Source organism: Pseudomonas sp. W2I6 (assembly GCF_030815935.1).
Lineage (GTDB): Bacteria > Pseudomonadota > Gammaproteobacteria > Pseudomonadales > Pseudomonadaceae > Aquipseudomonas.
Map to the genome: position 1 here is coordinate 2,842,736 of NZ_JAUSXJ010000001.1, position 22,688 is coordinate 2,865,423.

The window sequence follows — 22,688 nt, forward strand, 5'->3', positions numbered from 1 at the left end:
GCCCTACCCCTCAATATCCGCTGACTGCAATTCGTTATCCGCCTGGCGCGAGCCGGCGCTTCCACGTTTGCGAAGGCAGCTCGCCAAAGCGTTTGCGATAGGCCTCGGAGAACCGCCCCAAATGCACAAACCCATGATCCAGCGCCACCTCCGTCACGCTGCGCGCCGTGGCCAGTTGCAGCATGGCGTGCACCCGCTCCAGCTTGCGCTGGCGCATGTAGTCACGGGGTGACAGGCCGACCTGGCGTTCAAACAAGGTATACAACGAACGCTCGCTGACCCTGGCGATGGCCATCAGTTGTTCGACGCTGATGTCGTCGGCCAGGTGCTCCTCGATGAACTGACGCACGGCTTCAAAGCCCCCACCCTGATCCGGTCGCGGAATCACCCGCAGGACGTTGCTGGCCAGCAGCGCCAACAGCTTGTTCGCCACAATGCGCTCGTACAGGCCCTGCACTTCGGGTTCGGCGGCGTTTTCGGCCTCATGGCAGATCAGCCCCAGCAATTGCAGGAACCCACCCATTTCGGCAAGTGCGTGGCGCGGCGCCGCAAAACGGATGCCCGGCTGCGGCAACGTCCAGTGCTGCTCAAGGCAGGCGTTTTCCAGCAGGCGCACGGGCACCTTGACGATGAATTTTTCGCAGTCGGCGGAATAGGTCAGGTCTACCGGGTCATCCGGGTTGATCAGCAGCACTTCGCCGGGGCCCAACACCTGCTCTTCGCCACGGGAGCTCGAGCGGCAGTGGCCGTGCAGCAGGATCTGCAGGTGGTAGATGGTTTCCAGCGCCACCGAGGTCACCCGCACCGGCGCGCCGTAGCTGATGCGGCACAGGTCCAGGCTGGAAAAGGTCCGGTGGCTGATGCTTGCCTGCGGGCGGCCCTTGGGCGGCAGGCGAATGCAGTGGCTGCCGACATGCTGGTTGACGTAGTCGGACACGGCATAGGCATCTGCACGGTCGAAAATCTGGCTGCGCTCACTCAATAGCACGGTCATGGTTGCGCCTTTTATTGTTATGGGCCCTGCGTGTGTACGTCACCGCAGAGTGATGCGGGGGACTTGAACCGTCCAATATTCAATAGGTGTTGCTTCATACCCCGGAGGTATCGTGGGTTCACTTTCGCTGCAAAACCGACTCGCCGGCCTGGAGCGGCAGCCGCAGGTTATCCAGCAGCGCCACGCCGGCGATCACCGCCACTAGAAGAAACGTCAACTGGAAATCGGCGGTGGCGGCCTGCCCGGTATTGCCGTGAAAATTCATGGCAAAACGTAACAACAGCGCGCCAATCGCCACGCCCATGGCCATGCTCAGCTGGAAGAACATGCTGAACAAGGTTGAGGCGTCGCTCATCTGCGCCTTGGGTATATCGGCGAACCCCAGGGTGTTGAACAAGGTGAACTGCATGGAGCGTGACAGGCCACCCACGAACAGAATGAACAGGATCAGCGTCCAGCTCATGCGCTCGTCCAGCAGCGCACAGGCCGCAATCGCGAGCACGCCAAGGATGCCGTTGATCATCAGCACCGAGCGAAAGCCCCAGCGCTGCATCACCGCCGTGGTGAACGGCTTCATTGCCAGGTTGCCGGCAAATACCGCGAGCACCAGCAACCCCGCATCGAATGCAGAAAGGCCGAACGCCAGTTGAAACATCAACGGCAGCAGGAACGGCAAGGTGCTGATGGCCACCCGGAAAATCGACCCGCCGCACAGGCACACACTGAACGTGCGCACACTCACCACACCCAGCGCCAGCAATGGTTGGGCATGCCGGCGCATATGGCGCCAGGCAAAGGCACCGAGCATCACGCCTGCAGCGCTGAGTAACAGGCCCTGCAACAAGCTGCCACGGCTTTGCCCGAGCAGTTCCACGCCGTACAACAGCGCCGCGCTGGCGACACCCACCAGCAGGAAGCCGCTGAAATCGAATGAGCGGGACGTGACCTCGTCGTGTTTGGGGATCAGTACCAGCGTGGCGATCAGCGCCAGCAGGCCCAGCGGCAGGTTGAGGTAGAAAATCCACGGCCAGGACGCGTGGGTAACGATAAACCCGCCCACCGGCGGCCCGAGTATCGGCGCCACCAGGCCGGGCCAGGTGATGAATGAAATCGCCCGCACCAGGTCTTTTTTCTCGGTAGCCCGCAGCACCGCCAGGCGCCCCACCGGCACCATCATCGCGCCGCTGATGCCCTGCAACACGCGCGCGGCGACGAAGGTCTGCAGGCTGTCGCTCCACCCGCACAGCAGTGACGACAGGCTGAACAGCACGATTGCCCAACCGAATACCCGCCGCGAGCCAAAGCGGTCGGCCAGCCAGCCGCTGATCGGAATGAACACCGCGACGGCGAGCATGTAGGCGCTCATACCGATGTTCACGTCCACCGCGCCCACGCCGAAGGTTTTGGCGATGTCCGGCAACGCGGTCGCGATCACGGTGGCATCGAGGTTCTCCATGAAGAAGGTGACGGCGACCAACAAGGCAATCAGGGTTGAGCGGCGTTGGGAGGTCGACGTCATTGCTGTTCACTCATGGTTTCGAACCGGCACTTTATCAATAAGTGCGTCCTTTATGGTCCGCGAAATGCCTGCCTCACAACGTGGCGCCCGGTAACGAATTGCCCCGAATTGGGGTGCGCGCTTACAAAAAATGGCTGTCTCACGCGTCAAAACCCATCAAAAACCTGGAAAAGTCATTAGTTGGCACGATAACCGCTTATTAGCTAATGCAGGATTGTTGAACAATCCAAATCTCTCTGCATCCAGCAACCGAGGCGACGAACATGCAAAAAGGTCTGACGGGCAAGAACACCCTGCGCACATTGGCGCTAGCGATCACCCTGGCGTGCGTGACGCCGCTGCTGTCGGCTGCCGAAATCAAGGGCACCCTGAAACCGGGCGAGCTGTCCATCGGCTCCGACCTCACCTACCCGCCTTACACCTACCTTGAGCAAAAGACCCCGGCCGGTTTCGACCCGGAGTTCATGCAACTGATGGGCAAGCAACTGGGGCTCAAACCACGTTTTCTCGACACCCGTTTCGCCAACCTGATCCTCGGCGTCAACGCCCGGCGTTTCGACGTGGTGGCCTCGGCGCTGTACGTCACCCCCGAGCGCGCCAAACAGGTGGATTTCCTCAGCTACCTGAAGACCGGTTCTTCGCTGATGGTGCTCAGCACCGGCGACTTCAAGCCCCAGCGCCCGGAAGACCTGTGCGGCAAGCGCGTCGGGTCGATCAAGGGCGCGTCGTGGGTGCCAAAGCTGAACAAGGTTTCGGCGGACTACTGCCTCCCTGCGGGCAAGCCGGCGATCGAGTCGCGTGAGTTCCCGACGTCCCCGGAAGCCGCCCAGGCCCTGCTCGCCCAGGCGGTGGACGTGCAGATGGAAGACGCGGCGGTCGCCAAGATCACCGTGGAAAAACTGCAAGGCAAAACCGTGATCAGCTCCAGCGAGTTGATCTACCCGGTGGTGGTCGGCCTGGCCGTGCGCAAGGAAAACCCGGCACTGCTCCAGGCGCTGACCGGCGCCCTGAGCCAGATCAGGCAGGACGGCAGCTACGGCAAGCTGCTGGCGCGCTACAACCTGGCCGAGCCGAACGCCGCCGAGATCAGTGCGGCACTGGGTAACTGAAACGCGGAGCACCTTTATGCAATTCGATTGGCACTACACCCTGGGCTTGTTATGGAACGGCGACTTCTGGCGAGCCGTCGGCACCGTGGTCGAACTGAGCCTGGAAACCTGGCTGCTGGGCATTGTGCTGGGGTTTTTCCTGGCCCTGGCGCGGCAGTCCGAGCGCCGCTGGCTGCGGGACTCCGCTGGCGTCTACATCTGGTTCTTCCGCAGCCTGCCGTTGCTGGTGCTGTTGATCTTCGTCTACAACCTGCCGCAGGTGTTTCCGTCCACCAGCGTGGTGTTGTCCAACCCCTACTCCGCGGGCCTGATCGCCCTGGTGCTGAGTGAGGCGGCCTACATCGCCGAGATCCATCGGGGCGGCCTGCTGGCGGTGGTCAAGGGGCAGCGCGAAGCCGGCAAGGCGCTGGGCGTGGGTTATCGCGGCGTGCAGCGCTTGATTGTGGTGCCGCAGGCGCTGCGGGTTGCGTTGCCCACACTGGCCAACGAATACATCACCATCGTCAAACTCACCTCGCTGGTGTCGGTGATTTCGCTTTCGGAAATCCTGCTGGTGGGCCAACAACTCTACACCCAGAACTTCCTGGTGATGGAGACCATGCTGGCCGTGGCGTTCTATTACGTGTTCATCGTGACGGTGTTCAGTTGGCTGTTGCGGGTGCTGGAGAACCACCTGGACGTGACCCGGCGCAAACCCAAGGCCATCGCCCCCGCCGTGCTCGACCAAGTGGCGACGCGTCGTGCCCCCGGCCAGGCCGAGCCCGGTGAGTTTGCCTTGCAGGCTCGCGGGGTGCGCAAGGCCTATGGCGAGCTGGAAGTGCTCAAGGGCGTCGAACTGAATGTGCGCTGGGGCGAGGTGGTGTCGATCATCGGCCCGTCAGGCTCGGGCAAGACTACGCTGATTCGTACCATGAACGGCCTCGAGAGCCTCGACCGTGGCGAAATCACCCTGCAAGGCCAGCCGTTCCTGCGTGGCAGCCAGGAGCCGCAAGGCGCGCTGGGGCACAAGGTGCATATGCGCGGCATCGTGCATGTCGGCATGGTGTTCCAGGGGTTCAACCTGTTCCCGCATAAAACCGCCCTTGAGAACGTGATGCTCGCGCCGGTCTACCATGCCCATGGTAGCGGCGAAGAACTGCGCCTGTTGAGCCTGGCCCTGTTGCGCAAGGTCGGCATGCTGGAGCACGCCGGCAAATACCCGCACCAGCTATCCGGCGGCCAACAGCAACGGGTGGCGATTGCCCGCGCCCTGGCGATGCGGCCTTCGGTGATGCTGTTCGATGAACCCACCTCAGCCCTCGACCCGGAACTGGTGGGCGACGTACTGGCGGTAATCGAGGAATTGGCTCGCGAGGGCATGACCATGGTCATCGTCACCCATGAAATGAACTTCGCGTTCAAGCTTTCCGATCGTGTGGTGTTCATGGAAGGCGGCGAGATTATCCAGGACGCCGCACCGCGTGACATGCTCGAGCAACGCAGTGAACGCATGACCAAGTTCCTCAAAGACGTCCAACTGGCGTGAGCCCAAGGAGCCCCGACGTGAGCCAAGCCAAGGAACCCAGCCTGTCGCTGGCCGACCAGGTTGCCATCGAACTGCGCGAAGACATCATCGGTGGCCGCCTGCTGCCCGGCATGCCGCTGGTGGAAAGCGAACTGGTGAACGCCTACAACGCCTCGCGCAACACGGTGCGTGAAGCCTTGCACCACCTGGGCCGCGAAGGCCTGACCAGCTACGTGCGCAACAAAGGCGTGATCGTGCGCCGCCTGGGGGTAGAGGAAGTGCGTGACATCTTCAAGGTGCGACGCACCCTGGAGCTGCAGGCCATCGCCGCCAGCAAGCCGCTGCGCGAATACCAGTCCGACCTGATGCTGGAGTCCATCGAGGCTGCGCAACTGGCCCAGGACCGCGAGAACTGGCAAGCCTTCGGCACCCACAGCCTGCGCTTTCATCAACATATTGTCGGGCTGATGCGCAGCCCGTTGCTGGACGAGTTTTTTACCCATATTGCAGCCCAGATGCGCCTGGTGTTTTCCAACGCGCCCAGCGAGGAAACCTTCCAGAAGCCCTGGCTGGAGCGCGACCGGCAGATTCACGACTTGCTGGTTGACGGCCACAAGCAAGCCGCCGGCGAAGCCCTGGCCAGCTACCTCAATGACTCCGAATCGCTGCTGCTGGACATCCTGAGCAGCATTCCAAAACCCTGAAGCGAGGACCCACCATGTACAAGGACTACCCAGCGGCCTACCAAGTCAGCAAAGGCGCTGCCTTGCAGGTCGACAAAGCCTTCTATGACCGCGTGCGCGAGTCCCGGGACGGCCGCACCCTGATCGAGCAATTCGAAGTGCCGATCCGCACCGGCCGCGCCTGGAAAGTACCGGCAGGCCATGTGTTCCGCGTGACCACGCCGGTTGGCCCGCAGGTTGGCGACTTCAACGTGTGGAGCGCCAACGACCCCCGCGAACGCATGTGGGCGGCACGCACCCGCCAGCTGCAAGGCGCGCACGTCACCACCTACGACCGCCTGTGGTCGAACCTGCCGTTTTTGCGGCCGATGGTCACCATCACCGACGACAGCCTGGCCGACTATGGCATCGACGAACACGGCGGGCGCCTGCACGACTTGCTGGGCACGCGCTGCGACCCTTACGTGAACAAGATGCTCACCGGCGAAGACTTCCACCACCACTGCCACTCCAACCTGACCCGCGCCGTGCTGCCCCATGGCCTGACCGAGTTCGACGTGCACGACGTGCTGAACATTTTCCAGTGCACCGGCCTCAATCACGACGACATGTACTTCATGAAAGCCTGCCCGGCCAAGCAGGGCGACTATCTGGAGTTCTTCGCCGAAATCGACCTGCTGTGTGCCCTCTCCACCTGCCCCGGTGGCGACCTGTCGCTGCCGATGTGGGGCCCGGATGCGGAAGACCCGTTGAAGGTCTGCCGTCCGCTGGGGGTGGAAATCTACCGCCTCGACGACGCGCTGCTGGAGGGCTGGAAACAACCCGAGCGCGCCACCTATAACGGCAACCATGGCCTGTTGATTGCCAAGGCCGACTGGGAAAAGTAAAGGGCAGACCCACACCTGGGGCGCCGCGCCTCAGGTGTTCTGCGCAATCCTGCGGCTGACAAAACTGAAGGCCAGCACGATAAAAATCAGCACGCCGGTTGCCACCTGCTGCCAGTAGAAGTTCCAGCCGATCAACAGCAAGCCATTGGCGATGACGTTGATGAACAGCACCCCCAGCAACGTGCCCGGAATATTCGCCCGGCCCTGGCGGTTCAATGTGGTGCCGATAAACACCGCACCAATCGCATTCAGCAGGAACGCATTGCCCGACAGCGGCACGTAGGCGCTCACCGTCGAACTCAGCAGGATCCCCGCCACCGCGCACGCCAGCGCCGCCGCCAGCACCGTGGTGGTGACGATGCGCCGCACCGACAACCCCGAGTAATACGCCAGCAGCGGCTGGGTACCCTGGGCCAGCAGTTCGCGCCCCAGGCGTCCTCGAGCCAGCAACAGGCCGTAGACCACGGCCAATACCAGCACGATCAACAGCGGCAAGGGCACGCCCAACGGGCTGAAGCTCGCCAGTTCCGGCTTGAAACCCTGGGCGATATAAATTGGCTGGCCGCCGTCCGAGAGCAGTTGCTGGGCACTGGTGCCGATAAACAAGGTGCCGAGGGTGGCCAGGAACGGGCTGATCCGCAGCCCCGCGATCAAGCCGGCATTGAACAGCCCTACCAGCAGCCCGGCGGCCAACGCACCGGCAATCGCCACACCCAGCTCGTGCCCGGCGTTAAGCAACACCACGAAGCTGAAGCTGGCGAAATCCAGCGCGGTGCCTACCGACAGATCGATGCCACCGGCCGCCACCGCATAGGTCATGCCGATCGCAACAATCGCCAGCAGCACGAAGTTATTCAGCACCAGGCTTTTCAGGTTGCCGCCACTGAGAAACCCCGGGGCCTGCCAGGCAAACACCACCACGATGGCCACGAACACCAGCGGCAACGTCAGGGGCAACAGCGAACGCCAGCCGCCATGGGCTTGCAGGATGGATACCTGACTCATGAATGTTCTCCCCGGTTCAATGCGCTGGAAGCGGCGACCACCAGCAGAATCAGCACGCCCTGGACACCGTTGACCCAGAAGCTCGATACGTTGAGCAACTGAAACCCGTTGATCAAAAAGCCGATCAACAGCGTCGCGAGCAAGGTGCCGGGGATGCTTGCCACCAGTCGCCGGGAAAACACCACGCCAAGAAAGGCTATGGCGACCACCGACAACAGCATGTCACCGGAGCCGGTGGTGCTGCCGCTGAAAAATGCCGCTGAACACAACGCCGCCACCGCGGCACACAGCCCAGACAGCAAATAACTGGAGAGTACGTAGGCCGGCACTCGAATCCCGGCGGCCTCGGCGGCGTGCGGGTACTCGCCGACGGCATGCAGGCGCAGCCCATAGGCGGTGTGCTGGATCAGCAGCGTCACCACAAAGGCCGTCACCAGCAACACCCAGGCGAGTGCCGGCACGCCCAGCCATGCGCCGCCGCTGAGCAGGTCAAGCAACGGTGAGTCCGTCGGCACCACAGTATTTTCAGTCAAAACCAGCTCCAACCCGGCCAGTACATTCATGCTTGCCAGCGTTGCGAGCAACGGTGGCAAGCGCAGCACCACCACGGCCAGGCCATTGAGCAGGCCCACCGCCAGGCCGCAACCCAAGGTCAGCAGCAGGCTTGCCCACAGGTCGAGGCCTGCGTTGTTGAGTCGACTGAACACCGCCGCGCACAAGCCCAAATTGGCTGCCAGCGACAGATCAAGCCCGCCGGCCACCACGTTGGAGCCGCCGCCGATAATCACGCAGGTCAGGCCGAAGGCAAGTACGCCGAGGATCGCCGACTGGCTGAACACATTCGCGATATTGCCGACTGAAAAGAAGTTCGGCGCGGCGACGGCAAAGCCCAGCAAAATCGCGAGGAATACGCCCACCGAGCCGCGCCGCAACAGCAGTACCCATAACCGTTGGGACAAGCCAGGAGTAGCAGCTTCAAGCAGGGACATGCGCCACCTCCTGTTTCACCTGCACAGCCACTGTGGACTGCACCGCACCCGTGGCACACGCCAACAGTTGATCACTGTCCGCCTCACCGGCATGGAACTCCCCGGCTATTTCGCCGCGATGCAACACCAGGATGCGGTCGCAGATCCCCAACAGCTCGGGCAAATCCGAAGACAGCACCAGCACCGCTGCGCCCTCTTCCACCAGCCGCCCGATCACGCGATAAATCTCGACCTTGGCGCCGACGTCCACACCTACGCACGGCTCGTCCAACAAGTACACCGCCGAACGGCGACTCAGCCATTTGCCCAGAGCGACTTTCTGCTGGTTGCCGCCGCTGAGCTGGCTGACGGCAGCCTGCGGGCCCGGCGTCTTGATCGCCAACTCGTCGATCAGCCGCAGGCTTTCGGCCTGCTCCTTACGCTGGCTCAGTAACCCCCAGCGACTGAAACGCCCAAGCCCGGCGAGCGTGAGGTTTTCCAGCACCGACAGCAGCGGTGAAATCCCCTGGCTGCGGCGTTCTTCCGGCACCAGTGCAATCCCTTGGGCAATGGCTTCTCCGGGTGAACGCAGGCGCAACAAACGCCCCTCCAGATGAATGCTGCCGCTGTCGGCGCGCACCACACCGAACAGGGTCTTGAGCAGGTCCTTGGCGCCCGACCCGACCAGCCCGGTGAGGCCGACGATCTCGCCCCGACGCAATTCCAGGTCGATCTGCCGATAGCGCCGGGCCAGGTTCAGCCCACGCACCTGCAGCAATGGTTCGCCGAGCTCGACCTGCGCCTTGGGGTACATCTCCTGGACCTCGCGGTTGACCATCAACCGCGCAATCTGCGCGCTGGAGGTGTGCCGTGGCTCAACCACGGCCACATCTCGACCATTGCGCAACACCGTCACTTCATCGCACAGGCTGTCGATTTCCTGCAGGTAATGGGAGATGTAGAGAATCGACAAACCCTGGTCCCGCAGGCGCTTGACGATCCGCAGCAGCTGGTCGACTTCGCGCTTGACCAGCGCCACGCTGGGCTCGTCGAACACCAGGATCTTCGGCTTGCGAATCAACGCCCGGGTGATTTGCAGCACCTGGCGCTCGGCGCTGTTCAGCTCGCCTACCAACGCGTCGGCGGGCAGTTGCAGCTCAAAATATTCCGCCAGCAAACGTTCTGCCTCGCGCTGCTGCCGGCGCCGGTCGACAAACGGACCCCGGCGTAATTCATGGCCGAAAAACAACGCCTCGCCCACGGTAAAACTCGCCGGCAACAGCCGCTCCTGATGGATGAACTGCACGCCCAGCGCGTCCACCTGGCGCGGCGACAGTGCGGCATACGGCTGGTCGTCAATGCTCACCTGCCCCGAGTCCGCTTTGTGGATCCCCGCCAGGACCTTGATCAAGGTCGACTTGCCGGCACCGTTCTCGCCCACCAGGCCGTGAATGGTGCCGCGCTCGACCTTCAGGCTCGCATCCTCCAGCGCCAGGGTGGCGCCGAAGCGTTTGCGCAGGTGCTGCAAGTGCAACGCGGCCATCAATCACCCCGCAGTTGCTGGACCTGCGCCAGGTTGGCGGCGGTGGTCAGCAGCGTCGGCACATGGGTTTCCTTGGGCAGGTCACGCTGCCCGGCCAGGTAGCGGGCCACGTTCTGCACGGCAGTCTTGCCGATCAGCGCCGGTTGCTGGGCGACTACCGCGCCCACCGGCGAGTTGGCCTGGCCGAGCAGCTCCAGCACCTCCGGCGTACCGTCCACGCCGTAGGTCTTGATCTCGGTGCGCTTGGCGTCGATCAACGCCTTGCTTGCCCCCAGTTGCGGGATGTCCCACGCCGCCCAGATCGCCGAGACACTGCCGGCCGGGTACTTGTTGAGCAACGCGGACACCTGGGAATAGGCATCCTGCACGGTGTTGGGGATCACATCCCGCAGCTCCGGCTCGATGATTTCCAGTTGCGGGTGATCCTTGAGCGCCAGCTTCAACTGGTCGTAGCGAATCGCGCACACCGGCACGCCGTAGAAGCCGTTGAACACCAGGATCTTGCCCTTGCCGCCGGCATCCTTGATCAACTGATCGGCCAGGGCCTTGCCGGTGGCGACGTTATCCGAGGTGGTGTTGTTGAGGCTGTACTGCGACGGCGCGTCGATGGTGAACAGCGGGATGCCGGCCTTGCTGATGCGCTTGAGCCACGGGTCGATCACGCTCAGGGTGCCGAGGGTCTGGATCACCGCATCGGGTTTCTGGGTGACCACGGTTTGCAGTTGGGTCACCAGGTTCTTGTCGTTGCGCCCTGCATCCAGGGTGATCGGCGTGCCGCCGAGGCGCTTGATCTCATCGACCTGGGCCTGGAAGGCCTTGATATCGAAGTAGTGGCTGGTGCCGGTCATGCTCACGGCAATGCGCTTGCCGGCCAGGGACGGCACCGCGTCATCGCCCTCGGCGGCCTGGGACACGGCGGCGTGGCCCAGCAACAACGCTGCGCCGAGCAAGATGTAACGTGAACGCGAGAAAAAGGTGCAAGGCATACAGGGCTCCGCTGAGCAACGGGTGAAAGGGTTCACCTGTGTGCATTGCAGAGCCCATGCCATAAATTATTTCGAATAAAATCAAGCAGATGAAAACATTGGATGACGTTGCGCTGTCCCGCCCAAACCACAACTGTCCGACTGCTGTTGCCCAGCCAACAGTTGGCCGGGAAATCCGGCCAGCCACCTCAGGCCGCCGGGTAAGCAAAGATCAGCTCGACCCTGATCCCGTTGGGGTCTTCGACAAACAATTGGTGCTCGAACAGCTCCGGCACCACCCGCTCGGTAAAAGGCAGCCCTAGCGTGTGCAGGCGTTGCCGGTGAGTTTCAAGGTCATTGCAGCGCAATGCAATGTGATCGAGCGCACTTGAGCCGTCGCCGGCAGCACGCACCCCAAGATACGTTTCAAGCTGCGCGGCGCTGCCCTGCAGGCTGGCGATATGCAGCAGCGGGCGACCTGCTGAATAAAGCCAACTGCCCGGAAAAGGAAACGCCGGGCGCCAGCCCTCCTCCAGGCCGAGGGCGTCACGATAGAAACTCACCGTCGCGTCGACATGCTCCGTGCGGAGCGTGAAGTGATCAAGGTAGTGAACGGTCATGTGCAGAGCCCTCCCGTCAGCGCGCACCCAACTGCTTCATCAGCGTCAGGTTGTCTTCGATGTGCCAGTTGGCGACGATCTTGCCCTTGCCGATCTGGTAAATGTCGGTGGCAATAAAGTCTACGACCTGCCCAGTGCCCTTGATCTGACCAAAGGAACCGGTGAAGTGCCCGCGAAAATGCAAATGTGCCACCACGCGGTCGCCGGCAATGATCATTTGCTCTACTTCACAGCTCAGGTCCGGCACCGCGCCGCGAAACGCACGGGAGGCCAGCAGCGGTCCCTCCGGCCCTTGTTTGCGCCCGGCGGGCGGTGTTTTATCGATGAAGTTGAGCGCCAGCGCTTCACGGGCCAGGCTCTCGTCACCGGTATTCCAGAAAGTGTCGTAACGCCGGGCGACAGTTTCCATGATCTTCAGTTGCGCGGCGGTCAGGCTCTTGTCCACCACCAGGACACCCGGCGTCACCAGTTCGGTGGTGGCAAACGCCACGCCGGAGAGGGTCAGGGCCAGGAATCCGGCGGCGATAAGGGGAATGGAACGTTGCATAAGGGCACATCCTTTAAAGTCGAAGAGAACGAACTCAGATGGTTTCGCTTTCCCTGAGGCTGAGGGGGCTTTTCAAGGTGTATTGAGCGATGGCGTCCTTGCGCATGAACGCCACGCCGGGATGGCTGTTGGCGTACCGCAGAAACTCGTCCCAGACCCTGACCATTTGCGGCGTACCGCTGATGCGGTCGTGGGCACTGATCGCCATCATGCGGCGTCGGCTCCCGGCTTCCAGGTAGAGCTGGTCGAACTCCAGCTTGACCTGTTGAAGGAATTTCGAGGGCGAGTAATTGCGCCCCTCAATCAAGACGATGTCGTTGTTGCGCAGGGTATACGGGACCACGACAAAGTCCTTGCCATTGACCTGCTCGATAAACGGCTCATCACGACTCACATCATCAATGTGATAGACGTAGCCCAGCTCCTGCAACAACGACAAGGTATTGGGCCCGCGCCGCAGCCAGTTGCAGTTGTAGCCGGTGACCGGCTGGCCGGTGACGTCCTGCAACATGCTCGCGGCCTGGCGCAGGAAAGTGCGCTCTTCATCGCGGCTCATGGCAAATTGCGAGCTCCAGTGCGGGCCATGCCCCGAGGCTTCGTGCCCACGGGCGACGATCTCCCGGGCCAGCGCCGGGTTGCGCTTTACGGCGTCGCCGATCATGTGGCAGGTGACTTTCACCCCATGCCGGTCCCAGAGATCAAGCATCCGCGGAATACCTTCACGGTAGCCATAGGCAAACCAGGTATTGGTGGCCACATCCTCTGGAACACTGTCGGGAAAATCCACGTGGGGAAACGGACTGTCAGTGCCCTTGAGCGGTTGGCCGCCTGCCTCGAATTGCATGGAAATGGACACTACCAGCCGGGTGTCCCCTGGCCAGAAACGCCCGATTGCCTTGCCGGCAGTCGCCGCGGGGGCAGCGTTGCCCGGCCCTGTCACCGCAGCTTTGGCAGCGGCCGGGCCGAGCAGCGATCCTGCGGCCAGAACAGCAGCACCTGCGCCGGCCTGGGCGAGGAAAGTACGACGATGCGGGTTATCGGTTTTGTCCATGTTGGTTCACCTCATACTGAATTCAGGGGGTCAGGCAATCGCTGCAGGCCGGGTGGCTTTACCCGCGCCTTCCTGGGAAACAATGAACAGCACACCGAGCAATGGAATCGCCGCAGCCGCAAACGGAATCGCCGCCGCGCCCCAGTGGCTGTCCACCACGATGCCGCCGATGATGCCGCCCAGGGCGTTGGCCAGGTTGAAGGCCGAGATATTCGCCGTGGCAGCCAGCTCCGGGGCCTTGCCGCCGTGCTTCATCACGCGCATTTGCATGGATGGCACGTTGGCGAACGAGGCGATACCGAAGAGGAACACGGTCACCAGGAACGGCCACTTGTAGGGCGCCACAAGGCCTGCGGCGATCAGTGTCACGATCATCGCCGCCGGCCAGAACATCAGCGAAAAGCGCAAGTTGGCGTCTGCGGTACGCGCCCCGAGACTGTTGCCGACTACCAGGCCAATGCCGACCACGACCAGCACAGCGGTCAGCATCGTCGAATCAAACCCTGCCACCTGTTCGGCAATCGGCGCGATATAGCCATAAAAGGCCATGAACCCGGCCCAGCCGAGCACCGTGAACATCAGACTGGCCAGCAGGTTGCGGTTACGAAACACCGCCAACTGGTTGATCAACGACACTGACTGCTCGGTGCCCTGGCGCTTGATCGACACAATGATTGCCAGCAACGCGAGCACGCCCAACGCGGCGACTACCAGGAATGCGGTGCTCCAGCCATATTGATTGCCAATCCACGAGCCGGCGGGTACGCCCAGCACGTTGGCCAACGTCAGCCCGGCAAACATCTGGCCGACGGCGCGGCCTTCCATGCCGCTGGCCACCAGGCGCGTCGCGACCACCGCGCCGATCCCGTAGAACGGCCCCTGGGTCAGCCCGGCAATCGCCCGGCTGACCAGCAACACGCTGTAGTCGCTGCTGAGGGCAGTCATTACGTTGGCGCCGACGAACACCGCCATCAACAACCACAGCACCGTGCGTTTTTCGTAGCGCGAGAGCCAGATGGTCAGCACCGGGCCTCCGATCACGATGGCCAGCGCGTAGGCGGTAATCAGGCTGCCAGCCTGCCCTTCGCTGATGTTCAAGCTGTGGGAGACCTGGGTCAGTAATCCGGCAATCACGAACTCGGCGGTGCCGATGGCGAAAGCCGCCAGGGTCAGCACCCAGACCTGGATGGGCATTTTCGAAGAATTGGATGACATGTCAGTCACTCCGATGGTTAACGATGGATGCAAAACTAGTTCTTTTGGCTTAACTTGATAATTGAGTCGAAATCAAAAACTACTTTCGGAAATACCGAACAATGCTGCTGAAGAACCTTGAGTTGTTTTTGCTGATTGTGGAAAAAGGCGGGCTGTCGGCAGCGGGTAGAGAGCTGGGACTGTCACCCGCCTCTGTCTCGGAAAGGCTCGCGCAGTTGGAGGGTTTCTATGGCGCCAGCCTGCTCAACCGCACCACCCGGGCGATCAACCTGACGGACGAAGGCCGCTTGCTGGTGGAAGGCGCCCGCCGCTTGCTGGCAGAGGCCAACGAGCTGCACAGCAGCATTCGCCATGGCACCCACACCCTGTCCGGGCCGATTCGCCTCAGCGCCCCGGAAGACCTCGGGCGCCAATACATCGAACCGATCCTCGCCGCATTCATGCTGGAACATCCCGAGATCAGCATTGACCTGAACCTGAGCGACGGCTACGCCGATCCGGTGAGCCAGGGCATCGATTTCGCGGTGCGCTACGGCGAGCTGGCGGACAGCACCCTGCATGCCAGGCCGATTGGCGAAAACCGTCGCGTGCTGTGTGCGTCACCCCACTACCTGGCGCTCAATGGTACGCCCCGACACCCCGAGGATCTGACGCGCCACGAGTGCCTGGTGATGCGCTTCGGCATCAATATTTCGCGGGAATGGACCTTCAAGCGGCACGGGCACGCCCATCGGGTGCTGGTCCAGGGCCGGCGGGTGGCGAACGACGGTGCGCTGGTACGCCAGTGGTGCCTGGCGGGCCATGGCATTTGCCTGAAATCGGTGTGGGACGTGCGCGCCGACCTTGAGGCCGGGCGATTGGTCGAGCTGCTGGCTGACTATGATTTGGGCAGTACCGCGCTGAACATCATCTATCCGCCGACACGGGTTCAACCGCGCCGTGTCAGGGTGTTGATCGAGCGGATAGTGGATGAGCTGTCGCTGCACGATCATTCAATATCCGGCCGGCCGTTAGGCCTAACTTAAGGCTCCAATGTCCTGAAACCCTGGAACCTACAATGCCCGCCTCCCACGCTTCGACGAATTACGCCTCGATCAACTTCGCCCAGAAATACGCCCTGTTCAGCGAGCAATGGGCGCCCAAGGTCGTCGCGCAGATGAACGACTACCAGTTCAAGGTGGTGAAGATCGAAGGTGACTTCATCTGGCACGACCATGCCGACACCGATGAAACCTTTATCGTCCTCGAAGGCACCCTGCGCATCGACTTCCGCGACGGCGCGGTGACCATCGGCCAAGGGGAAATGTACGTGGTGCCCAAGGGCGTCGAGCACAAGCCGCACGCATTGGGTGAGGTGAAGTTGCTGTTGATCGAACCCTGCGGCGTGCTGAACACCGGCAGCGAGGGTGGCGAGCGCACGGCAATCAACGACGTGTGGATTTAGCACCTTCCGGCGTTGCCTGTTTGGGCTAGTCTTTACCTCACAGTTACTCCAGACCAGGAGCACGCGTGATGAACAGGCAGCTCAGGAAAACCTCAGCCCTCGTGATTACCCTGATGGCGTTGATGGGCAACGTCTACGCTGGCACTGGTGCCTGCCCGCCCACCCATGCCCTTAAAGATACGTACAAAAAGACGCCGACCGGGGAAGTGGTCGCCTACACCGCGTCCGGCCCGGACGGTCGGCAATGGACCAGGCAAAACCCGATGACAGAGCAGAAGGACCTGCACCAGGTCCACTTTGAAAAGGCGGTGATCCAAAGCAGCCAGGGCCAGTCGTCTGTGGCATGCCACTACCTGGATCAGAACCATGAACCGGTAAGCATGACCCTGAAAAACCAGGTCAATGCCAGGCCTCTGGGCAGCGCATGGTCAGGCAACGAATGCACGGCAACCAACCCGGCGCTCTGTACATTTGAATAGCAGACACGCCCGACAATTTATGCGGCGCGCTGTTCCTTGCATCTTGCGCAACAGTCCTTTGTCATCAACAGCATTGATAGCTCCCTAACGAAAGCCCCATGCTAGAGGGCTCGCTTTACGCTTATATCATTCCGAATGATAGTTACCTTTGTTTCATTCGATTCGTGAGATAGCACCCTGCCGAGCATGATCCGCCCATCTTAAATACATTGGCGGATGCACCTCATGGAACAGTCACTCAAACATTTGCGCTATCCCTTGGCCATTTTGGCCGTGATGGTGATGAGCGCCTGCGGCAAAGCGCCCGAACAGGCAGCCGCCATGCCACCAAGCCACGTCAGCGTGGCCAAGGTGCTGGAACAACCGGTCAATGAGTGGGACGAATTCACCGGCCGGCTCGAAGCGCCGGAAACCGTGCAGATCCGTCCGCGCGTGTCGGGCCAGATCGATCAGGTCGCCTTCACCGAAGGTGCCTTGGTCAAGAAGGGCGACCTGTTGTTCCAGATCGACCCACGCCCATTCCAGGCTGAGGTGCGCCGCCTCGAAGCACAACTCGCACAAACCAAGGCCGCCGCCACCCGCAGCGATAACGAAGCCCAGCGCGGCGAACGCCTGCGCCAGAGCAATGCGATCTCCGCCGAGCTGGCCGACTCGCGCACCACCGCCGCCCAGGAAGCCCATGCGACTGTCGCCGGCATCCAGGCGCAGTTGGACCTGGCCAAGCTGAACCTGAGCTTCACCCGTGTCAGCTCGCCCATCAGCGGTCGCGTCAGCCGTGCCGAGATCACCGCCGGCAACCTGGTGACCGCCGATGTCACCGCGCTGACCAGCGTGGTGTCCACCGACAAGGTCTACGCCTACTTCGACGCCGATGAACGTGTGTACCTCAAGTACACCGAACTCGCGCGCCAGGGTCGCCGTGGCGCGACCACCCCGGTGTACCTGGGCCTGTCCAATGAAGACGGCAACCCGCACCTGGGCCAGATGAACTTCGTCGACAACCAGGTCAACCCGGCCACCGGCACCATTCGTGGTCGCGCCGTGTTTGATAACAGCAAGGGCGAATACACCCCAGGCCTGTATGCGCGCCTGAAGCTGGTAGGCAGTGGCACCTACTCCGCCGTGCTGATCAGCGACGAAGCCGTGGGCACCGACCTGGGCAAGAAGTTCGTACTGGTGATGGACGGCGACAAGCCTGCCTACCGCGCGGTGGAGCTGGGTCCGAAGATCGAAGGTTTGCGCATCGTGCGCAGCGGCCTGACCAAGGACGACACGATCATCGTCAAGGGATTGCAGCGCGTTCGCCCGGGGTCGCCGGTTGCACCGGAAACCATCCCGATGGCCAGCAAGGAAACCCTCGCCGCCTTGGCACAACAACGACAAGCGCTTGAAGCCAGCAACCTGGAGCAAGTGGCGCCGGATAAAGCCGCGCCCAAGCTCGCAAGTACAGCGACTCCACGCGGTTAAGGGATACGACTCAAGATGAATTTTTCCAAGTTCTTCATTTCGCGGCCGATCTTCGCAGCGGTGCTGTCGCTGTTGATCCTGATCGCCGGCGCGATTTCACTGTTCCAGCTGCCGATCAGTGAATACCCGGAAGTGGTGCCGCCGACCGTCGTGGTCCGTGCCAACTTCCCGGGCGCCAACCCCAAGGTCATCGGTGAAACCGTGGCCGCGCCCCTGGAGCAAGCCATCACCGGCGTCGAGAACATGCTGTACATGTCCTCGCAGTCGACCGCCGACGGCAAGCTGACCCTGACCATCACCTTCGCCCTGGGCACCGACCTGGACAACGCGCAGGTGCAGGTGCAGAACCGGGTAACCCGGACTCAGCCAAAACTGCCCGAGGAAGTGACGCGCATCGGTATTACCGTGGACAAGGCCTCTCCCGACCTGACCATGGTGGTGCACATCACCTCCCCCGACCAGCGCTACAACATGCTCTACCTGTCCAACTACGCGATCCTCAATATCAAGGATGAGCTGGCACGGCTGGGCGGCGTGGGTGATGTGCAGCTGTTCGGCATGGGCGATTACTCCCTGCGTGTGTGGCTGGACCCGAACAAGACCGCCTCGCGCAACCTGACCGCCACCGACGTGGTCACGGCCATTCGCGAACAGAACCGCCAGGTGGCGGCCGGTGCCTTGGGCGCGCAACCTGCGCCGAATGACACCAGCTTCCAGCTGTCGGTCAACACCCAGGGCCGACTGGTCACTGAGGAAGAGTTCGAGAATATCGTCATCCGTGCCGGCGCCAACGGCGAAATCACGCGTTTGAAGGACATTGCACGGGTTGAGCTGGGTTCCAGCCAGTACGCCCTGCGCTCGTTGATCGACAACCAGCCGGCCGTGGCGATCCCGATCTTCCAGCGCCCGGGCTCCAACGCAATCGACATCTCCAATGAAGTGCGCGCCAAGATGGCGGAGCTGAAACAGAGCTTCCCGGAGGGCATGGATTACCGCATCGCCTATGACCCTACCGTCTTCGTACGTGGCTCCATCGAGGCCGTGGTTCACACCCTGTTCGAAGCACTGATCCTGGTGGTGCTGGTGGTGATCCTGTTCCTGCAGACCTGGCGTGCGTCGATCATTCCATTGGTGGCGGTGCCGGTATCGTTGATCGGTACCTTTGCGGTGATGCACCTGTTTGGCTTCTCGCTCAACGCGCTGTCGCTGTTCGGGCTGGTGTTGGCGATCGGTATCGTGGTGGACGACGCCATCGTGGTGGTGGAGAACGTCGAACGGAACATCGAATTGGGCCTGGAACCGTTCCCGGCCACTGAAAAGGCCATGAGCGAAGTAACCGGCCCGATCATCGCGACCGCGCTGGTACTGTGTGCGGTGTTCATCCCAGCGGCATTTATCAGCGGCTTGACCGGCCAGTTCTACAAGCAGTTCGCCTTGACCATTGCGATCTCGACCGTGATCTCGGCGTTCAACTCGCTGACCCTGTCGCCCGCACTGGCAGCGGTATTGCTCAAAGGCCACAACGCTCCGAAAGACGGGTTCTCCAGGTTCCTCGACAGGATGCTGGGCGGCTGGTTGTTCAAACCGTTCAACCGCTTCTTCGACAAGGCCAGCCATGGTTACGTCGGCACGGTACGCCGGGTGATCCGCGGCAGTGGTATCGCGCTGTTCCTGTACGCCGGCCTGATGGTCCTGACCTGGATGGGCTTTGCCCACACGCCGACCGGTTTCGTACCGGCCCAGGACAAGCAATACCTGGTGGCCTTCGCGCAATTGCCGGACGCCGCGAGCCTGGACCGTACCGAAGACGTGATCAAGCGCATGTCCGACATCGCCATGAAACAGCCCGGCGTGGAAAGCGCGATCGCCTTCCCCGGCTTGTCGATCAACGGTTTTACCAACAGCCCGAACAACGGCATCGTGTTCGTGACCTTGAAGCCGTTCGATGAGCGTAAAGACCCGAGCCTGTCTGCCGGTGCGATTGCCGGTGCACTGAATGGCAAGTACAGCAGCATCCAGGAAGCCTACATGGCGATCTTCCCACCGCCGCCGGTACAGGGCCTGGGTACGATCGGCGGGTTCCGCCTGCAGGTCGAAGACCGTGGCAACCTGGGTTACGACGAGCTGTACAAAGAAGTGCAGAACATCATTACCAAGAGCCGTGGCGTGCCTGAGTTGTTCGGCCTGTTCACCAGCTACACGGTCAACGTGCCCCAGGTCGATGCTGCCATCGACCGCGAAAAGGCCAAGACCCATGGCGTGGCGATCAGCGACATCTTCGACACCCTGCAGATCTACCTGGGCTCGTTGTATGCCAACGACTTCAACCGCTTCGGGCGCACCTATCAGGTCAACGTGCAGGCTGAGCAACAGTTCCGCCAGGATGAAGACCAGATCGGCCAGCTGAAAGTGCGCAACAACAAAGGCGAGATGATTCCCCTGGCGACCTTCATCAAGGTCAGCGACACCTCGGGCCCGGACCGCGTGATGCACTACAACGGCTTCATCACCGCCGAGATCAACGGCAACGCCGCACCGGGCTACAGCTCCGGCCAGGCCCAGGCGGCGATCGAGAAACTGTTGAAAGACGAACTGCCCAACGGCATGACCTACGAGTGGACCGACCTGACCTATCAGCAAATCCTCTCGGGCAACACTGCGCTGTTCGTGTTCCCGCTCTGCGTACTGCTGGCGTTCCTGGTACTGGCCGCCCAATACGAAAGCTGGAGCCTGCCACTGGCGGTGATCCTGATCGTACCGATGACCCTGTTGTCGGCCATCACCGGGGTGATTATCTCTGGCGGCGACAACAACATCTTTACCCAGATCGGCCTGATCGTCCTGGTGGGCCTGGCCTGTAAGAACGCGATTCTGATCGTCGAGTTCGCCAAGGATAAACAGCAGGAAGGCCTCGATCCGCTCGCTGCGGTACTGGAAGCCTGCCGTCTGCGTCTGCGGCCGATCCTGATGACCTCGTTCGCCTTCATCATGGGTGTAGTGCCTCTGGTGATGTCCAGCGGTGCCGGTGCCGAGATGCGCCATGCCATGGGTGTGGCGGTGTTCTCCGGGATGATCGGCGTGACCTTCTTCGGTCTGCTGCTGACGCCAGTGTTCTATGTACTGATCCGCCGGTTTGTTGAACGCGGTGAAGCGCGCAAAGCGGCCAAGGCCTTGAAGCTGGAGACACAGCAATGAGCGTGAAAGTATTTTTGCCGAGCTTGCTGGTACTGGCGCTGAGCGCCTGTGCCGTGGGCCCGGACTATAAAACCCAGCCACTGGAGGCGGCCAACGTAACGGCCGCCGCCGACGCCAAGCAGTACGACCACGCGAAGTTCGAAGGCATCTGGTGGCAACAGTTCGAGGACCCGACCCTTAACCAGTTGGTGACTCAGTCCCTGAACGGTAACCGTGACCTGCGGGTGGCATTTGCCCGCCTGCGGGCAGCCCGGGCGATTCGTGACGACGCTGCCAATGACGTGATGCCGGTGATCACCAGCCGCGCCAGCAGCGACGTGGGCAAAGGCCAGATTCCGGGCCAGACCACCAAACGCGTCAACAGTGAGCGTTATGACCTGGGCCTGGACATGGCCTGGGAAGTGGACTTGTTCGGCCGCATCCGCCGCAACCTGGAGGCCAGCGACGCTGACCAACAGGTTGCCGAGGCAGACCTGTATCAACTGCAAGTCACGATGATTGCCGAGCTGGTGGACGCTTACGGTCAACTGCGGGGCGCGCAACTGCGCGAGAAAATCGCGGTGGCCAACCTGAAGAACCAGGAGGATTCGCGCGGTATCACCGTCAGCCTGCGGGACGCCGGTGTGGGCGATCAACTCGATGTGGTACGGGCCGATGCGCGTCTGGCGGCTGTAGAAGCCAGTGTGCCGCAGCTGCAGGCCGAGGAAGTTCGCGAGCGTAATCGTATCGCTACCCTGCTCGGTGAGCGGCCGGACAAGTTGAGCGTGGATTTGAGCCCGAAAGATTTGCCGGCGATTGCCAAGGCGTTGCCGATTGGTGATCCGGGGCAACTGCTGCAACGTCGTCCGGACATTCTCAGTGCCGAGCGTAAGTTGGCAGCCGCCACGGCGCGGATTGGGGTGGCCAAGGCTGATCTGTTTCCGCGGGTGAGCCTCAGTGGGTTCCTCGGGTTTACCGCTGGGCGGGGTTCGCAGATTGGGTCGGCGGCGGCGAATGCCTGGTCGCTGGGTCCGAGCATTACCTGGGCGGCGTTTGACCTGGGCAGTGTGCGGGCAAGGTTGCGTGGTGCGGATGCCGAAGCGGATGGCGCCCTGGCGACTTATGAGCAGCAGGTGTTGCTGGCGCTGGAAGAATCGGAGAATGCCTTCAGTGATTACGGCAAACGCCAGCAGCGGTTGGTCTCGCTGATTCGTCAGAGTGAGTCGAGCCGGGCTGCTGCGGATCTGGCGGAGATTCGTTACCGCGAAGGGACGGTGGACTTCCTGGTGTTGCTGGACGCGCAGCGTGAGCGTTTGGCCGCCGAGGACTCCCAGGCTCAGGCCGAGGTGGATCTGTATCGCGGGATTGTGGCGATCTACAAGGCGTTGGGCGGTGGGTGGCAGCCGAGTACCACGATTGCCAGTGCCAAGTGATTTGACTTAAAGAGCTCCTTTGGTTGGTCGCATCCAGCCAATTTTTAGCCCCGTGCCGTCATTCGGTCGCGGGGCTTTTTT

20 protein-coding genes are annotated in these 22,688 nt (G+C 61.9%); 10 read left to right on the top strand and 10 right to left on the bottom strand.

Going from position 1 to position 22,688, the window contains the following annotated elements:
* Positions 1-34: 34 nt before the first annotated feature.
* Positions 35-994 carry an AraC family transcriptional regulator gene (locus QF039_RS13415; protein ID WP_008433834.1) on the bottom strand — a complete coding sequence of 320 codons (960 nt, stop codon included), beginning with the start codon at positions 992-994 and terminating at the stop codon, positions 35-37.
* Positions 995-1,112: 118 nt separating this feature from the next.
* Complete coding sequence (locus QF039_RS13420) at positions 1,113-2,513, bottom strand: DHA2 family efflux MFS transporter permease subunit (protein WP_307518774.1); 1,401 nt, start codon at positions 2,511-2,513, stop codon at positions 1,113-1,115.
* 263 nt (positions 2,514-2,776) lie between these two features.
* Here QF039_RS13420 and QF039_RS13425 point away from each other — a divergent pair, with 263 nt between their 5' ends.
* Genes QF039_RS13425 through QF039_RS13440 form a run of 4 tightly spaced genes read left to right on the top strand, consistent with a single transcriptional unit; the run spans position 2,777 to position 6,696 of the window.
* Positions 2,777-3,622, top strand: a complete 846-nt coding sequence (locus QF039_RS13425; protein ID WP_177047988.1) for an ABC transporter substrate-binding protein — start codon at positions 2,777-2,779, stop codon at positions 3,620-3,622.
* Positions 3,623-3,638: 16 nt separating this feature from the next.
* Entirely contained in the window at positions 3,639-5,147 is a 1,509-nt protein-coding gene (locus QF039_RS13430) for an amino acid ABC transporter permease/ATP-binding protein (protein WP_102369136.1), read from the top strand.
* 17 nt (positions 5,148-5,164) lie between these two features.
* Positions 5,165-5,830, top strand: a complete 666-nt coding sequence (locus tag QF039_RS13435) for a GntR family transcriptional regulator (RefSeq protein WP_003210850.1) — start codon at positions 5,165-5,167, stop codon at positions 5,828-5,830.
* 14 nt (positions 5,831-5,844) lie between these two features.
* The gene (locus QF039_RS13440; RefSeq protein WP_307518779.1) at positions 5,845-6,696 is read left to right on the top strand and encodes a DUF1989 domain-containing protein; all 852 of its coding nucleotides are present in this window, start codon (positions 5,845-5,847) and stop codon (positions 6,694-6,696) included.
* Between the two features lie 30 nt (positions 6,697-6,726).
* Here the strand turns inward: QF039_RS13440 and QF039_RS13445 are convergent, their stop codons facing one another.
* The 8 genes from QF039_RS13445 to QF039_RS13480 form a co-directional block, all read right to left on the bottom strand.
* Positions 6,727-7,701 carry an ABC transporter permease gene (locus QF039_RS13445; protein WP_307518782.1) on the bottom strand — a complete coding sequence of 325 codons (975 nt, stop codon included), beginning with the start codon at positions 7,699-7,701 and terminating at the stop codon, positions 6,727-6,729.
* Positions 7,698-8,690, bottom strand: a complete 993-nt coding sequence (locus tag QF039_RS13450; protein WP_307518784.1) for an ABC transporter permease — start codon at positions 8,688-8,690, stop codon at positions 7,698-7,700. Before QF039_RS13450 ends, QF039_RS13445 begins: the two co-directional genes overlap by 4 nt.
* Positions 8,677-10,212 (bottom strand): sugar ABC transporter ATP-binding protein, encoded by a 1,536-nt coding sequence (locus QF039_RS13455; RefSeq protein WP_307518786.1) that lies wholly within the window; start codon positions 10,210-10,212, stop codon positions 8,677-8,679. Before QF039_RS13455 ends, QF039_RS13450 begins: the two co-directional genes overlap by 14 nt.
* On the bottom strand, positions 10,212-11,198 hold the full coding sequence (locus QF039_RS13460) for a sugar ABC transporter substrate-binding protein (protein ID WP_003210861.1): 987 nt from the start codon (positions 11,196-11,198) through the stop codon (positions 10,212-10,214). Before QF039_RS13460 ends, QF039_RS13455 begins: the two co-directional genes overlap by 1 nt.
* Positions 11,199-11,386: 188 nt before the next feature.
* The gene (locus tag QF039_RS13465; protein WP_177021731.1) at positions 11,387-11,797 is read right to left on the bottom strand and encodes a VOC family protein; all 411 of its coding nucleotides are present in this window, start codon (positions 11,795-11,797) and stop codon (positions 11,387-11,389) included.
* A 16-nt stretch (positions 11,798-11,813) separates the two neighbouring features.
* Positions 11,814-12,344, bottom strand: a complete 531-nt coding sequence (locus QF039_RS13470) for an ester cyclase (protein WP_177036680.1) — start codon at positions 12,342-12,344, stop codon at positions 11,814-11,816.
* 34 nt (positions 12,345-12,378) lie between these two features.
* The gene (locus tag QF039_RS13475; RefSeq protein ID WP_177021733.1) at positions 12,379-13,395 is read right to left on the bottom strand and encodes a polysaccharide deacetylase family protein; all 1,017 of its coding nucleotides are present in this window, start codon (positions 13,393-13,395) and stop codon (positions 12,379-12,381) included.
* Between the two features lie 30 nt (positions 13,396-13,425).
* A complete protein-coding gene (locus QF039_RS13480) occupies positions 13,426-14,610 on the bottom strand; it encodes an MFS transporter (protein ID WP_307518791.1) in 1,185 nt (394 codons plus the stop codon).
* A 101-nt stretch (positions 14,611-14,711) separates the two neighbouring features.
* On the opposite strand from QF039_RS13480, the gene QF039_RS13485 reads away from it, so the two are divergent.
* The 6 genes from QF039_RS13485 to QF039_RS13510 all read left to right on the top strand — a co-directional run bounded on the left by QF039_RS13485 (position 14,712) and on the right by QF039_RS13510 (position 22,607).
* Positions 14,712-15,635, top strand: coding sequence for a LysR family transcriptional regulator (locus QF039_RS13485; protein ID WP_177020809.1), 924 nt, complete (start codon positions 14,712-14,714; stop codon positions 15,633-15,635).
* Between the two features lie 32 nt (positions 15,636-15,667).
* Positions 15,668-16,054, top strand: coding sequence for a cupin domain-containing protein (locus QF039_RS13490; protein ID WP_177009926.1), 387 nt, complete (start codon positions 15,668-15,670; stop codon positions 16,052-16,054).
* A gap of 68 nt (positions 16,055-16,122) precedes the next feature.
* Positions 16,123-16,533, top strand: a complete 411-nt coding sequence (locus tag QF039_RS13495) for a DUF3757 domain-containing protein (protein WP_307518795.1) — start codon at positions 16,123-16,125, stop codon at positions 16,531-16,533.
* A gap of 225 nt (positions 16,534-16,758) precedes the next feature.
* Positions 16,759-18,000 carry a multidrug efflux RND transporter periplasmic adaptor subunit MexE gene (mexE, locus tag QF039_RS13500; RefSeq protein ID WP_008433857.1) on the top strand — a complete coding sequence of 414 codons (1,242 nt, stop codon included), beginning with the start codon at positions 16,759-16,761 and terminating at the stop codon, positions 17,998-18,000.
* Between the two features lie 15 nt (positions 18,001-18,015).
* Positions 18,016-21,195: an efflux RND transporter permease subunit gene (locus QF039_RS13505; protein WP_003210869.1), complete on the top strand. Its 3,180-nt coding sequence runs from the start codon at positions 18,016-18,018 to the stop codon at positions 21,193-21,195.
* Complete coding sequence (locus tag QF039_RS13510; RefSeq protein WP_102604616.1) at positions 21,192-22,607, top strand: efflux transporter outer membrane subunit; 1,416 nt, start codon at positions 21,192-21,194, stop codon at positions 22,605-22,607. The genes QF039_RS13505 and QF039_RS13510 overlap by 4 nt, the downstream gene beginning before the upstream one ends.
* Positions 22,608-22,688: the final 81 nt, after the last annotated feature.

What these genes read in the sequence shown, in the direction of transcription:
- QF039_RS13415 (WP_008433834.1), bottom strand. Translation starts at nt 994, where the DNA reads ATGACCGTGCTATTGAGTGAGCGCAGCCAGATTTTCGACCGTGCAGAT.
- QF039_RS13420 (WP_307518774.1), bottom strand. Translation starts at nt 2,513, where the DNA reads ATGACGTCGACCTCCCAACGCCGCTCAACCCTGATTGCCTTGTTGGTC.
- QF039_RS13425 (WP_177047988.1), top strand. Translation starts at nt 2,777, where the DNA reads ATGCAAAAAGGTCTGACGGGCAAGAACACCCTGCGCACATTGGCGCTA.
- QF039_RS13430 (WP_102369136.1), top strand. Translation starts at nt 3,639, where the DNA reads ATGCAATTCGATTGGCACTACACCCTGGGCTTGTTATGGAACGGCGAC.
- QF039_RS13440 (WP_307518779.1), top strand. Translation starts at nt 5,845, where the DNA reads ATGTACAAGGACTACCCAGCGGCCTACCAAGTCAGCAAAGGCGCTGCC.
- QF039_RS13445 (WP_307518782.1), bottom strand. Translation starts at nt 7,701, where the DNA reads ATGAGTCAGGTATCCATCCTGCAAGCCCATGGCGGCTGGCGTTCGCTG.
- QF039_RS13450 (WP_307518784.1), bottom strand. Translation starts at nt 8,690, where the DNA reads ATGTCCCTGCTTGAAGCTGCTACTCCTGGCTTGTCCCAACGGTTATGG.
- QF039_RS13455 (WP_307518786.1), bottom strand. Translation starts at nt 10,212, where the DNA reads ATGGCCGCGTTGCACTTGCAGCACCTGCGCAAACGCTTCGGCGCCACC.
- QF039_RS13460 (WP_003210861.1), bottom strand. Translation starts at nt 11,198, where the DNA reads ATGCCTTGCACCTTTTTCTCGCGTTCACGTTACATCTTGCTCGGCGCA.
- QF039_RS13465 (WP_177021731.1), bottom strand. Translation starts at nt 11,797, where the DNA reads ATGACCGTTCACTACCTTGATCACTTCACGCTCCGCACGGAGCATGTC.
- QF039_RS13470 (WP_177036680.1), bottom strand. Translation starts at nt 12,344, where the DNA reads ATGCAACGTTCCATTCCCCTTATCGCCGCCGGATTCCTGGCCCTGACC.
- QF039_RS13475 (WP_177021733.1), bottom strand. Translation starts at nt 13,395, where the DNA reads ATGGACAAAACCGATAACCCGCATCGTCGTACTTTCCTCGCCCAGGCC.
- QF039_RS13480 (WP_307518791.1), bottom strand. Translation starts at nt 14,610, where the DNA reads ATGTCATCCAATTCTTCGAAAATGCCCATCCAGGTCTGGGTGCTGACC.
- QF039_RS13485 (WP_177020809.1), top strand. Translation starts at nt 14,712, where the DNA reads ATGCTGCTGAAGAACCTTGAGTTGTTTTTGCTGATTGTGGAAAAAGGC.
- QF039_RS13490 (WP_177009926.1), top strand. Translation starts at nt 15,668, where the DNA reads ATGCCCGCCTCCCACGCTTCGACGAATTACGCCTCGATCAACTTCGCC.
- QF039_RS13495 (WP_307518795.1), top strand. Translation starts at nt 16,123, where the DNA reads ATGAACAGGCAGCTCAGGAAAACCTCAGCCCTCGTGATTACCCTGATG.
- mexE (WP_008433857.1), top strand. Translation starts at nt 16,759, where the DNA reads ATGGAACAGTCACTCAAACATTTGCGCTATCCCTTGGCCATTTTGGCC.
- QF039_RS13505 (WP_003210869.1), top strand. Translation starts at nt 18,016, where the DNA reads ATGAATTTTTCCAAGTTCTTCATTTCGCGGCCGATCTTCGCAGCGGTG.
- QF039_RS13510 (WP_102604616.1), top strand. Translation starts at nt 21,192, where the DNA reads ATGAGCGTGAAAGTATTTTTGCCGAGCTTGCTGGTACTGGCGCTGAGC.